Origin of the sequence: Rhodopila sp. (assembly GCF_965277825.1) — a bacterium.
GTDB lineage: Bacteria > Pseudomonadota > Alphaproteobacteria > Acetobacterales > Acetobacteraceae > Rhodopila.
On sequence record NZ_OZ255846.1, the window covers coordinates 374,277 to 386,831 of the forward strand.

Annotated in this window: 10 protein-coding genes and 1 tRNA gene; 3 read left to right on the top strand and 8 right to left on the bottom strand. The window is 67.0% G+C overall.

Features of this window, described 5'->3' with window-relative positions; genetic code table 11:
* Positions 1 to 8: 8 nt before the first annotated feature.
* Positions 9 to 1,376, bottom strand: a complete 1,368-nt coding sequence (locus ACQY4T_RS02320; RefSeq protein WP_428537080.1) for a sensor histidine kinase — start codon at positions 1,374 to 1,376, stop codon at positions 9 to 11.
* Positions 1,377 to 1,511: 135 nt separating this feature from the next.
* Positions 1,512 to 1,943, bottom strand: coding sequence for a tellurite resistance TerB family protein (locus ACQY4T_RS02325; protein ID WP_428537083.1), 432 nt, complete (start codon positions 1,941 to 1,943; stop codon positions 1,512 to 1,514).
* A gap of 724 nt (positions 1,944 to 2,667) precedes the next feature.
* Here ACQY4T_RS02325 and ACQY4T_RS02330 point away from each other — a divergent pair.
* Positions 2,668 to 3,174: a lipocalin-like domain-containing protein gene (locus ACQY4T_RS02330; protein WP_428537086.1), complete on the top strand. Its 507-nt coding sequence runs from the start codon at positions 2,668 to 2,670 to the stop codon at positions 3,172 to 3,174.
* 53 nt (positions 3,175 to 3,227) lie between these two features.
* Here ACQY4T_RS02330 and ACQY4T_RS02335 read toward each other — a convergent pair whose 3' ends face one another.
* From ACQY4T_RS02335 to lipB, 4 genes are all read right to left on the bottom strand, one after another.
* Positions 3,228 to 6,071, bottom strand: a complete 2,844-nt coding sequence (locus ACQY4T_RS02335; RefSeq protein WP_428537089.1) for an ATP-dependent DNA helicase — start codon at positions 6,069 to 6,071, stop codon at positions 3,228 to 3,230.
* A 142-nt stretch (positions 6,072 to 6,213) separates the two neighbouring features.
* A complete protein-coding gene (locus ACQY4T_RS02340) occupies positions 6,214 to 6,507 on the bottom strand; it encodes a DUF1127 domain-containing protein (protein WP_428537092.1) in 294 nt (97 codons plus the stop codon).
* A gap of 228 nt (positions 6,508 to 6,735) precedes the next feature.
* Complete coding sequence (locus ACQY4T_RS02345; RefSeq protein ID WP_428537095.1) at positions 6,736 to 7,470, bottom strand: helix-turn-helix transcriptional regulator; 735 nt, start codon at positions 7,468 to 7,470, stop codon at positions 6,736 to 6,738.
* A 321-nt stretch (positions 7,471 to 7,791) separates the two neighbouring features.
* Positions 7,792 to 8,481, bottom strand: a complete 690-nt coding sequence (lipB, locus tag ACQY4T_RS02350) for a lipoyl(octanoyl) transferase LipB (protein WP_428537098.1) — start codon at positions 8,479 to 8,481, stop codon at positions 7,792 to 7,794.
* Between the two features lie 49 nt (positions 8,482 to 8,530).
* On the opposite strand from lipB, the gene ACQY4T_RS02355 reads away from it, so the two are divergent.
* Together ACQY4T_RS02355 and ACQY4T_RS02360 are read left to right on the top strand one after the other, a co-directional pair.
* Positions 8,531 to 8,616 (top strand) — tRNA-Leu (locus tag ACQY4T_RS02355).
* A gap of 67 nt (positions 8,617 to 8,683) precedes the next feature.
* On the top strand, positions 8,684 to 9,826 hold the full coding sequence (locus ACQY4T_RS02360) for an LLM class flavin-dependent oxidoreductase (RefSeq protein WP_428537101.1): 1,143 nt from the start codon (positions 8,684 to 8,686) through the stop codon (positions 9,824 to 9,826).
* Positions 9,827 to 10,065: 239 nt separating this feature from the next.
* Here ACQY4T_RS02360 and pgmG read toward each other — a convergent pair whose 3' ends face one another.
* Together pgmG and galU are read right to left on the bottom strand one after the other, a co-directional pair.
* Positions 10,066 to 11,553, bottom strand: coding sequence for a phosphoglucomutase/phosphomannomutase PgmG (gene pgmG / locus ACQY4T_RS02365; RefSeq protein ID WP_428537104.1), 1,488 nt, complete (start codon positions 11,551 to 11,553; stop codon positions 10,066 to 10,068).
* 20 nt (positions 11,554 to 11,573) lie between these two features.
* Positions 11,574 to 12,443, bottom strand: a complete 870-nt coding sequence (gene galU / locus ACQY4T_RS02370) for a UTP--glucose-1-phosphate uridylyltransferase GalU (RefSeq protein WP_428537107.1) — start codon at positions 12,441 to 12,443, stop codon at positions 11,574 to 11,576.
* Positions 12,444 to 12,555: the final 112 nt, after the last annotated feature.

A 12,555-nucleotide genomic window follows, 5' to 3' on the forward strand; every position in this document is an offset into this window, starting at 1 on the left:
CGGTGGCGTCAGTCGGCCTCGGCGAGGCGGGTGGTGGCGTTGGTTACCGGTAGCCAGACGCTGACGGTGGTGCCTTGGGCTTCCTCGCTCTCGATCAGCAACTGGCCGCGGTGGCGGTTGACGATGTGCTTGACGATCGCCAGGCCGAGGCCGGTGCCACCGACTGCGCGGGAGCGTCCCTTGTCCGCGCGGTAGAACCGTTCGGTCAGCCGGGGCAGGTGCTGCTTGGGGATGCCGGCGCCCTGATCGGTGACCGCGATGACGATGCCGGGGCGGCTAGGCCAGCGGTTGGCGGCCCTCGCCAGGCCGACATCGAGGCTCAGCACACCGTCGTCGCGGCCGTATTTCAGACCGTTGTCGAGCAAGTTCTGCAGCACCTGGGCGATCTGGTCGGCATCGCCGGCGACGACCGGCAGATCGTCGTCGATGCGCAGCGTGAGCTTGACGTTACGGCTGCTGAGCCGCGGCTCGAATCCGGCGGCCATGCGGTGGATCAGTTCGGCGAGGTCGAGCGGATCGGATGGGACCTGATGCTCTGTCAGCTCGATGCGCGACAGGCTGAGCAGATCGTCGATCAGGCGGTTCATCCTGGCGCCCTGCTCGGCCATGATCGCCAGGAAGCGCTGCTGGGCGGGCGGATCGTCGGCGGCTGGTCCGCGCAGGGTTTCGACGAAGCCGATCAAGGAGGCCAGGGGGGTGCGCAGCTCATGGCTGACATTGGCGATGAAGTCGGCGCGCATCTGTTCGACCGCGCGTTCTCGGGTGCGGTCCGACAACACCACCAGGGCCTGGCCGCCGTCGGCCAGCGGCGGGTCCATCGGCACCACGGTGGCGTAGAGGTCGCGTGGCACTGGGGCGCGCAGCAGGATTTCGGCGGCTTGCGACTGGCTGGTCGCGAGTGCGCGGTCGATCGCGCCGCGTATGCCGGGATGGCGCAGCACGGCGGGCAGGTCGTCGTCGAGCGCCGCACGGGCGGCGGCGTTGGCGCGGCGGACGGTGCGATCGCTGGACAGCACGATGACCGGGTCGGGCAACCGTTCGAGAATCAGGGTGTCGGCGCGGCGGTGCTGTTCCTGCAGCGCCGAACGGACCGCGAGGCGGCGGGACAGGCGTTCCATTTCGTGTCCCAGGCGGTCCATCAGCAGCGGGCTTTCGATCCTGGCGAGGGGGCCGGCGTCGTCGGCGGCGATGCGTCGGAGCTGGCCGATCAGCAGGTCGAGGTCGCGTCGCCAGACCATGGCGAAGGCGCCGGCGAGCAGGACGCTGATCGCGATCGCCGCCAGTGCCGGCCATAGGGCGGCCCACTGGAACACCGCCATGATGGCCAGGGATGCGACCGGCGCGGCGGCCAGGCATGTCGCGACCAGCAGCTTCATCGGCGCCGCTGGGGTGGCGGGTACGAACTTGGATTCGATCGCACAGAATCGTGAGGCGCGGAGCGTCCACGATTCGACGGCTGAACCGGATACTCGAGCGAGAAGCGACGTATCGCGCCTGTCTGATGCGCGATCCTAGTCGGCTGGGTCAACACGCTGATAGCGGGCGCGGACCCCGCGTTCGATGGCGGCGGAGATCAGGCTATCGAGACCGAGTTCGCCGCGCACGAATTCCAGCATCTCGAGCGACTGGCGGCGGGCGCCGTCGCCGCCGGCGACCACCTCGCAGCCCAGGGCGTAGGCGGTTTCACGCAGCTTGCCGGTGAGCGCGGCGCGCAGCAGGCGGCCGGCATGCTCCAGCCCGTCGTCTTCGTGCAGCAGGCTTGCGGCGCGTTCGGTCACGTCGGCGAGCTCTTCGCTGGTGAAGTCCTGGAACGCGGGCAGCGTCTGCACCAGACCGGACATGATGCCGATTTCGCGGTCTGTCATGCCGCCGTCGGCGGCGGAAACCAGGACCATGGTGAGCACCAGTGCCTCGGGCGCGTTGATGGAGTCGCGTGAACGCATTGGATCCTCCAGGCATGATCGGTGGCGGGTGGCGGGGCAGGCTTGGTTGGTCGTGGCCGGGCGGGTCGCGGAGACAAGTGGAGAGGGGGGTTGTAGCGGGAAGCGTAGGGTGACCGATCGAGCCGGATTATCACCCAGGTTGATCGGTTCGGGTTACGACGCAGGTGGGTCAACTCTAGGCAGCGGGTGTCGGCCAGCCGGGGGTGGTGACCGAAGGCAGTCTTGGGTGGCCGGGCCAAGCCCGGTGGGTTTATACGCGCCAATCATGACACGGTTGGCGGTTTGCTTGAAGTCATCACATGGTCGGTCACAGGGTAATCGCCATTTGGACATTCTGTCGGCGCTATTCGCCGGACGCGGCGTGACTTAGAGAAGCGGTTTGGAACCGCGGATGCACGCCGATCGGCGTTACGCTAAAATCTGGGTTCAAAGACGTTGCATATCCTTTCCGCATCCGTGGTTCCAGCATCGTGCGGTTGCGTCAAATCCAATGGCTTAGCTTCGTCCGCATCGGATTACCGTAAAAGCAATCGCGCGGCGATGATCGACAGCGAGATGGCGAGGGCAATGGACGTGCCGCCGCAAGCTCAGCTTCCGTTCGGACGTCTCGGCCGACCGAATGAAATCTGGCCTGCGCTCCGCATGATCATCGAAACCGAATATCTCGCTGGTCAGACAGTCCACGTGGACGGTGGGCGATAGCCCACATGATACGGAGGATTACGTGCAACGACTTGCTGTTATGTTGATTTCAGCTGTCATCGTGTCGACCGCAGCAGACGCCAAATCCAAGAATCTTGTTGCCGGGACTTGGACGATGGTCGCAGGCAAGGCTGATCCGAAGGGGGCCAACAAGGATCTTTTTGGCCCCCATCCCTCGGGCCAGCTAATATTCGCTGAAGACATGCGTTTCGCCGTCGTCATCAATGATCCCGGCGTATCTCACTTCGCATCGAGCGACCGGTCAAAGGGGACGGACGCGGAAAACAAGGCCGCTGTTGCTGGCGCGCTTGCTCTGTACGGCACCTATCATGTCGACAATGGGGGGCGGTTTGCGGGTGAGCACGTAATCGGATCAACGTTTCCGAATTGGAATGGCCTTGATCGGACTACGGCCACGCTATCCGAGACGGTCGACGGCGACACGATGCTCGAACATCTGCATGACCCAGGCGGACCGCTGATCGAAATTGTCTGGCGACGGGCTCCGAGGGAGAACGCCGGAAAATGAAAACATCCTGATCACCGGCGTTTCAAGCGGGCTCGGTCGGGCGATTTGGTCGGTCATGAGGCGGTTGGCGGATTGGGGGTTACGAAGCTGCGGGTTTGCAGGAAGGCGGCGGTTTCGGCGACGGCTTGGGCCAGGCCGACGCGCTGCACCGTGACACCTGGGGGGAATGAGGACATCAGGCGGCTGGGGGCCTGGCGGTCCAGCAGCACGAACACGCCGCGATCGGAGGCGCGGCGGATCAGTCGGCCGAACGCCTGCCGCAGTCGGAGGCGGACGATGCGATCGTCATAGCCCTTGGGGTCGCCGTCGGACAGGTGGATGCGCCGCTCACGGTGCAGGATGTCGGGCCGCGGCCAGGGGGTGCGCTCGAACACCACCAGGCGCAGGGCGTTGCCGGGAACATCGACGCCGTCGCGCATCGCGTCGGTGCCGAGCAGGCAGCTTTCCTGTTCGGCGCGGAAGATGTCGACCAGGGTGGCGTTGCCCATGGCATCGACGTGCTGGGCGTAGAGCGGGATGCCGGCCTGTTCCAGTTCGGTGGCAATGCGGGCGTGTACCGCGCGCAGCCGGGCGATTGCGGTGAACAGACCGAGGCCGCTGCCGTCGGATGCCAGGAACAAGGCGCGATAGGCGGCGGCGAGCTGATCCAGGTTGCCGGGGGTGACGTCGGTGACCACGAAGGTTCGGGTTTGCAGGGCGTAATCGAACGGCGAGGCCACTGCCGCGCGGATCGCCGGCGAGGGCAGATGCGGCGCGCCGACGCGTGCCTCGGCCGAGGTCCAGGCGGTTTCGGGGTCGGCCTCGCCGGCGTCGCGCAAGGTCGCCGAGGTGACCAGCAGGCCTTGGGCGGGGGCGGCCAGGGTGGTGGCGAACGGGATCGTCGGGTCGAGCCAGTGGCGGTGCAGGCCGACGTCGAGGTCGCGCGGTCCGTCGCGGCGGTCGAGCCTCAGGAACAGTACGTGGGTCGGGCGCTTGCCGGGTTCGGGCTGCGGTTCGGTCAAGCTCCAGAGCATGGTCTGCCAGGCCTGCAGCGGGTTGAGTGCGCGCCGGGTGAGCGAACGCCCGATGGCTTCGATCCGGTTGCGGGTGGCTTCGTCGAGTTCCTCGGCTTCGTCGTCGAGTCGGGCGAGCAGGCGTTCGCGCAGGGTGGCGAGCGGTTCGGTGATTCTGGCCAGCGCCTTGGCGAGGTGTTCGGCGGCGGCGGCGGCGTCCTCGTTGAGCGGGAATACGTCGCATTCGATGGAGCCGTAGGGGCCTCTTGGGTCGGCGCCGGGCGAACGCGCCAGCAGTTGGCGGCGGATCAGGCGCAGGAAGGCTTCCGCGGGGTTGGGGCGGGCCGGTTCGATATGGTCGAGGTCCTGGGTGTCGGCGGCTGGGTCCTGGATGCGGGCGGCCCAATCGGGAGGCGGCAAGGCGTTGGCGGCTTGTAGCGCGGCATCCAGCGGAGCGATCAAGGCGGGGCGGTCGGCGACCAGGTCGTCTAGCCGCTTGCGCAGGCCGCGGGCGCGCGAGCGGCCACCCTCGGCGCCGCGCAGCCAGCGCCTGAGTTCGGCGGTCTCGATGCCGGAGAGCGCGGCGGAGAAGGCGCTGTCGGCGGCGTCGAACACGTGGTGGCCTTCGTCGAACACGTAGCGGGTTGGTACTGCGTTGTCGTCGAGGCCGCCCCAGGCCGCCTGGGTCATCACCAGGGCGTGGTTGGCGACCACCAGTTCGGCGGTGCGGGAGCGGCGGATGGTGTGTTCGATGAAGCAGCGGCGCCAGTGCGGGCAGGCGGCGTGGATGCACTCACCGCGGCGGTCGGCCAGCGAGGCGATCAGCGCGGTGCCGAATAGTTCGGGCAGCCAGCCGGGCAGGTCGCCGCCCTGCACGTCGCCGTCGTTGGTGGCCATCGCCCAGCGGGCGATCAGGCCGAGCGGGATGATCTGCTGGTGGATGAAGCCGCCGGAGGCGCTGCTGACGGCGTCTTCCAGGTTCAGCAGGCAGAGGTAGTTCTCGCGTCCCTTGCGGACCACGATGCGGCGGCGGCGCTGGGTCGGGTCGGGGATCAGGCGTTCCAGTTCGTCGTCGATCTGGCGCTGCAGGTGGCGGGTGAAGGTGCTGATCCAGACCGCGCCGCGGTTCTTTTCCGCCCATAGGCTGGCGGGGGCGAGGTAGCCCAGGGTCTTGCCGGTGCCGGTGCCGGCCTCGGCCAGCACCAGGTGGGGATCGCCGCGGATTTCGCGCGGGGCGAAGGCGGCGGCGGCGGCGGCGGCGTAGTCGCCCTGGCCGGGGCGTTGTTCGGCGTGCGGGCCTAGCATGGCGGCGAGACGCAGGCGGGCTTCGGATTCCGGGACCGGATGGGCGGATGGCGGCGGCGGGGGGGCTGCATCCTCCCACTCAGGGAGTTTTTTCCACACCTTCATCGGTTCGTTGGTGGCGGCGGCGTCGGGGCGGCCGAGCGCGTGGGTGACGTAGGCGCCCCAGCCCCAGCCGGCCTTTTGCATGCGCGCGGCCAGGGTGGCGGCGTCGCGGTTGAGCAGGGTGTCGCGGCCTTGGGTGAGCTGGTTCAGCAGGGTGGCGGCGAGATCGGGCAGTCTGGTGACCTCGGCTTCGAGGCCGATCGGCGGCTGGTCGTCGTCGAGTGCCATGGCCAGGCCGCGCGGGGTGGGCGCGGCGGTGCGGGCGGGGCGGACGAAGGCGAACAGGTCGAGCAAGTCGAAGGCGGGGCCGGGGCGGATGCCGAGGCGGCGGAAGGTGGCGGGGGCGTGCACCAGGATCGGCGGCGGCAGTGTTTTCAGCAGCGCGGCGGCATCTTGGGTGGGCAGCACCAGGAGTTCGCCGTCCGGGGTGAGGACGGCGGCGCGGCCGTGGCCCGCGACCACTGAGGGGGCGTCGGGCAGCGCGATGGAAGGGCTCACGCTGGATGTGTAGCGAGGATTTCGGGCGGCGTCAGTACGGCCGGGGTGTTTGGCGATCCGGTTGGCGAGCGTGGGTGGTGTTCGGTGCGCCGGGTTGCCGGCGGCTGTCTTGCTGAGCGGACAGCCGCCGGTCCGGTTTAGGCTATTCCAGTCTGCTGGCGTCCTGATAGGGGCGATAGGTGCCGTTCAGGATCCCCGGGATGTCGTGCCGGGTGAGGCCGATGTCGCGCAGGTCGCGATCGTTGAAGCCGTTGAGGGTTTGGAGATCGCGAGCCTGTTGGCGGCGGGTCTTGATCCAGCGGACGACCTGGTCCGCCAGATCGCTGAACGCGGCGCGGCTTAGCGCCGGCCGGAGCCGCGGTCGCGGCTGCGGAGGTTTTCGTTCGGTCAGCCAGTAGCGTTGATACCAATCCTTGTCGACGATGAACGGCAGCATGACCGTTACTCCTGCTTGAGCGGAAAAGGACTGCCGATCCGTGCAGTCCGGTTCTATCCTTTTGGACAGACGCTCAGGCCCCGTGGTCCATGCATGACCGTCCTTGTCGAATCTATTCCGACTGTCAGAGGATGCCGATGCGGCCTGCAACGGGTGCGGGGTGTTCAGCGCCTGTCCGCGTCACCAGTGTGTACATGTCTGCATAGCATCGAATCCTTCCAGTCTCGATCAGTGGGGATCATCAAAGTGCTCAGGCCGCTGGTGCGCCGCATCGTCCGAACGGATGAAACAATCGGAATTATTTTTGTTGCGACCAACAAACAAGCGTTGGAGAAACAGGTGACTTGCCAGCAAGCGGACCAGATCCGCCTGACGGCGAGCACGGGTCTTCTCGAAGATCGCCCGCAACTGCGACCGGACCGTGTTGTGCGCCACCCCGAACTTGTCGGCGGCCTCGGTCAGCGATGTGCCTGACAGCAGGTGGGCGGCGAGCCTGGCTTCGGCTCGGGTCAGGTGGAACGCGTGCTGGAAGACCTGTGCCTCAGTCGCGGCGTCGGTTTCGTGTGGCGTGTCGACGAACAGCACTGCCTCGGCGGCGGCTGAAGCAATACTCGCGGAGCCAAGTGGGGCGACGACGATACGATACATCGGCGCGTCGGCTTCGCGGGCGACTGCGAACACCGGATTCGGTGCGACGGCGGAACGGCCCGGCGGGATGGCTTCGGACGAGCGATCGGCGACGCTGGCAACCGCGACGGTGAGCAGACGTGTGTCGTGGCTGGTGCTGGCGTGAAGCCGGCCGTGCACAAGTCGAAGTCCGTCGCCGCGCTGGATCAGTTGCTGGCCGGCGGGATTGGCGAAATAGACGTGCAAGGAACGATCGACTGTAAGCACGCCGATTTCGAGGCATGCGAGTACGGCGCGTAATTCCTCGGTGGCAGTATTGGGTATGTGGAAACTCATGTTCCGGGCTCCGAACGACTTGGCGAACAGATCCGGACAGGTCTTGAATAAAAAAGGCCCCGTCCGATGTCGGCGGGGCCTGAACCAAAGAGTGGTTTCGCTACCCTACCGTAACGACGTATTCACGTCGCGCGTGCAAGTCGCCTGCATGGCGCCGCCGGACGTCCGAATAAGGATGAAATTAATGTACATGAAGCTCCAATATAAAAAAGCGGCAGCAAAGTAAAGCGCCATGTGCGCCGTTCGGGTTGCCGGCGCGACTCGGCGCTACACGATCTCGTGTTACGCTGATCCGGGTATGCGGCCGCCGATCGTGGGGCATCAGGCTTGCGGGGCGTCACGAAACACTTCGTCCCAGGCAGCCCGCAGGGCGGTGTCGGCATCTTGAATGGTGGCCGGGATGCCGAGCGCGGCGAGGCTGGTGACGCCGTATTGCGGCAGGCCGCAGGGGACGATGCCGCTGAAATGGGTCAGGTCGGGGGCGATGTTGAGCGCGATGCCGTGCCAACTGACCCAGCGGGTTACGCGTACGCCGATGGCGCCAATCTTGGCCTCGGCTCCGGTGGTTGGGTCGGCGACCCAGATGCCGACGCGGCCTTCGCGGCGTTCGCCCTTGACGTGGAAGCGGTCGAGGGTGCGGATCAGCCATTGCTCCAGGCCGTTGACGAAGCAGCGGATGTCGTGGGCGGGGACGCTGCCGTGGGAGTGGTCGAGGTCGAGCATCACGTAGGCGGTGCGCTGGCCGGGTCCGTGATAGGTCCACTGCCCGCCGCGGCCGGCGGCGAAGGTGGGGAACCGGGTCGGGTCGGTGAGTTCGGCCGGCTTGGCGGAGGTGCCGGCGGTGTAGAGCGGCGGATGCTCGACCAGCCAGACGCGTTCGCGCGCGGTGCCGGCGCGGATGGCGCCAACGCGAGACTGCATGTCGGCGAGCGCGGTGGGGTATTCGGTAAGGCCGTCGGCGACGCACCATTCCGGTGGCTGGGGATGGGGCGGCTGGGAGCGCGAGGTCATTGAACTGGTATCATTCATCCGCTATATGGCGCCGCCTGCCTACCACGGTGCGGTCGTGGCGGAATGGTAGACGCGCAAGCTTGAGGTGCTTGTGGGGGTAACCTCGTGGAAGTTCGAGTCTTCTCGACCGCACCAGATCGATCCGATGCCTTGCCGGTATGTGGGCTCGGGTTCGCCTCCAGGCAATCCGGCGGAGGGTGACTTGCAGACTGACCGGTGCCGCAACCCGCTGTTCGGGCCCAATCGGTTCAAGCTGGGGATCTTCAGCGCCAATTGCGACGGCGGCCTGACCATGAGCCTGGCCCCGGACCGCTGGAAAGCCGAATGGGCCGATATCGCGGCGATGACCGGCATCGCCGACGAGGCGGGACTGGAGTTCATCCTGCCGGTCGCCAAGTGGCGCGGCTACCAGGGCAAGGCGAAGATCTACGGCCGGTCGTTCGAGACCTTGACCCATGGCGCCGCGCTCGGCGCGCTGACCAGGCGAATCGCCATTTTCTGCACCGTCCACGTTCCGCTGGTGACGCCGGCGTTTGCCGCCAAGGCGATGGCGACGATCGACCATGTCAGCAACGGCCGGGCCGGGTTGAACATCGTCTGCGGCTGGAATCAGGAGGAGTTCGATCTGCATGGGGTCACCATCGATCAGGACTCGCGCTACGATCATGGGCTGGAGTGGTTCCAGGTGTGGTCGAAGCTGCTCGCCGGGGGGCCGGAGTTCGACTGGGACGGGCGCTTCTTCAAGCTGCGGCGGCTGCAGACCGATCCGCTGTCGATCCAGCGGCCGTGGCCGGCGGTGATGTCGGCCGGGTTTTCGGCGAAAGGGCGCGACTTCGCGGCGCAGGCGGCGGATGTGCTGTTCACCAACCTGACGCAGCTCGATCAGCTTCCGGCGATTCTGGCGGATATCAATGACCATATGGCCAGGCGTGGGCGGGTCATCTCGGTGTTTACGATGTCGCATGTCGTGTGCCGGCCGACGCGGCGGGAAGCCGAGGAGTTTTATTACTATTTCGCCGAAGAGATGGCCGACGAGGAGGGCCAGGACTACTACCGCCGGATGCGGGGAACCACGGCCGGCAGCGGCGCGCAGAGGGTGGTTCGGCCGTTCGACACGCGTTTCAACCTGGCCACCGGAAAGCGCTTCGCCGGTGCTTATCCCGGTGCGTTCCCGCTGGTTGGCACGCCTGACGAGATCACGGCGGAGCTGGTGGCGATGAGCGAGTTGGGCCTGGCCGGCACTTCGGTGGCGTTCCTGGACTATCTGAAGGAGATTCCGTTCTTCCTGCAGGAGGTGCTGCCGAGGCTGGAGAGGGCCGGGTTGCGGCAGCCGGTCGCGGCCTGAACGACAGGCGCGGCGTCGCTGCCAAGCCATCTGAACGGCTCTGTGGCCGGTGAGCTGATCGGTGGCGGGTGAGCTGATCGGTGGCGGGTGAGCTGATCGGTGGCGCGTGATCAGTGGCGGGTTAACTGATCGGTGGCGGGTGAGCTGATCAGGGGCGGGTCAGCTGATCTGGGGCGGGTGAGCTGATCGGTGGCGGGCGAGCTGATCGGTGGCGGGTGGATCTGTGACTGGTTAGCTGATCAGTGGCCGGCGTGGCTGCCGGAGAAATCCGGCTGTTCCAGGCCCGAGGCTTCGAGTTGCTTGACCAGTGCGGCCTTCAGGCGGTCCAGGCCGGCGGTGCTGGTGGCCTCGCAGCGGGCGACCAGCACGGCCTGGGTGTTGGAGGCTCGCAGCAGCCACCAGCCGTCCGGGGTCTGCACGCGAACGCCATCGGTGGCGGAGACCTTGGCACCCTCGGCCTGCAGGCGGGAGGCGACTTCCTCGATCACGGCGAACTTGCGGCGGTCGTCGCAGTCGAAGCGGACTTCAGGGGTGTTGATGACGTGGGGGAGGGCTTCGCGCATCGCCGACAGCTTGCCGGACATGCGGGCGACGATGCCCAGGGTGCGGACCGCGGCGTACAGCGCGTCGTCGAAGCCGTACCAGCGGTCGGCGAAGAAGATGTGGCCGGACATCTCGCCGGCCAGCGGGCTGCCGGTCTCGGCCATCTTCGACTTGACCAGGGAGTGTCCGGTCTTCCACATCAGCGGGTGGCCGCCGGCCTTGGCGATTTCATCGAACAGCACCTGGCTGGCCTTGACGTCGGCGATGATGGTGGCGCCGGGATGTTCCTTCAGCACGTCGCGCGCCAGCAGCACCATAAGCTGATCGCCGAACAGGATCGCGCCGGTATCGTCGACCAGGCCGATGCGGTCGGCGTCGCCGTCGAAGGCGATGCCGATATCGGCCTGGCGGGCGCGCACCTCGGCGACCAGTTGGGCCAGGTTGGCCGGCACGGTGGGATCGGGGTGGTGGGCCGGGAAATGGCCGTCGATGGTGCCGTTCAACACGTGATGCTCGCCCGGCAAGGAGGCCACCAGTTTGTCCAGCACGTCGCCAGCGGCGCCGTTGCCGTTATCCCAGACCACTTTCAGCATGCGGTCGCCGCCATCCCAATCGGACAGCAGGCGCGCTGCGTAGTCATCGGCGATGGCGACGGCCTGTTCGGTGCCGGCGGCCTCGGGGACCACATCGCCGGTTTCGGCCAGCTTGCCGATGCGCAAGATCTGCTGGCCGAAGAACGGCTTGCGGCCCCACATCATCTTGAAGCCGTTATAGTCGGGCGGGTTGTGCGATCCGGTGACCATGACGGCGCCGTCGGTCTCCAGCGTGGTCGCGGCATAGTACAGCATCGGGGTCGGGCCGCGGCCGACACGCAAGGCTTCGACGCCGCTGGCCTTGAGACCGTCGACCAGGGCCTGTTCCAGATCGGGGCTGGTCAGGCGGCCGTCGTAGCCCACCGCCACGCGCTTGGCCGCACCGTGCGAACTAGCGCCGGGCGACTTTGTACCGGGCGCCTGGGCATCGGCCCCGGCCGCGGCGGCCGGCGGCGCGTCGGCTTCGACCAGCATCGATCCGAAAACGCGGCCGATGGCGAAGGCGTCGGCCGGGTGCAGGGTTCGCCCGACGATGCCGCGGATGTCGTATTCGCGCAGCACCGTCGGATCGAAATGGTGGGAGAAGGCCATGGATCTGGTTGCTCTTGCTGTCAGATGTAGTTCTTCAGGAACGCGTGCACCGCGCCGGCCAGGTCGGGTCGCTGCAGGGCGAAGGCGATCTGCGCCTCCAGAAAGCCGATCTTGTCGCCGCAGTCAAAGCGGCGGCCCTGGTAGCGCAGGCCATGGAACGGTTGCTCGCCGATCAGGCGGGCCATGCCGTCGGTCAGTTGCACCTCATTCCCGGCGCCGCGGTCCATCCGCGCGAGGTGGGTAATGACCTCCGGCATCAGGATGTAGCGGCCGATGATCGAGAGGTTGGACGGGGCGTCCTTGGGCGCCGGTTTTTCGACCAGGCCGAGCACCTCGACCAGGCGGCCGTCGTCCTTTCCGGTGCGCAGGATGCCGTAGCGGTTGGTCTGTTCGGGCGGCACCTCGGTGATGGCGACGACGTTGCCGCCGGTTTCGCGGTAGGCCTCGGCGAGTTGCTGCATGCAGGGCTTGTCGGCCAGCACCATGTCGTCGGGCAGCAGGATGGCGAACGGGTCGTCGCCGACGAAGGCGCGGGCGCACCAGATGGCGTGGCCTAGGCCGAGCGGCACTTGCTGGCGAACCGTGGCGATCGAGCCGGGTTCGCTTTGGGTGCCGACCAGGGCGGCCATCGCGTCGTGTTTGTTGCGTTCTCGCAAGGTGGCTTCCAATTCGTACGCAACGTCGAAATGGTCTACCATGGAGGTCTTGCCGCGGCCGGTGACCATGCAGAATTGCTCAATGCCGGCGGCGCGTGCCTCTTCCACGGCGTACTGGATCAATGGCTTGTCGACGACGGGCAACATCTCTTTGGCGATGGCCTTGGTGGCGGGCAGGAAGCGGGTGCCCATGCCGGCGACGGGGAGGACGGCTTTGCGCAGTTTTTTGATCACGCACGGCTCCAATCAAAATTTTTCGCAGATTCGCGCGGCGCGGGATGGCCCGTGGCGATGCTGATGGGGCAACGCCGCACACCGACGCGCGCAAGCACGGGGCTGCGGCGTG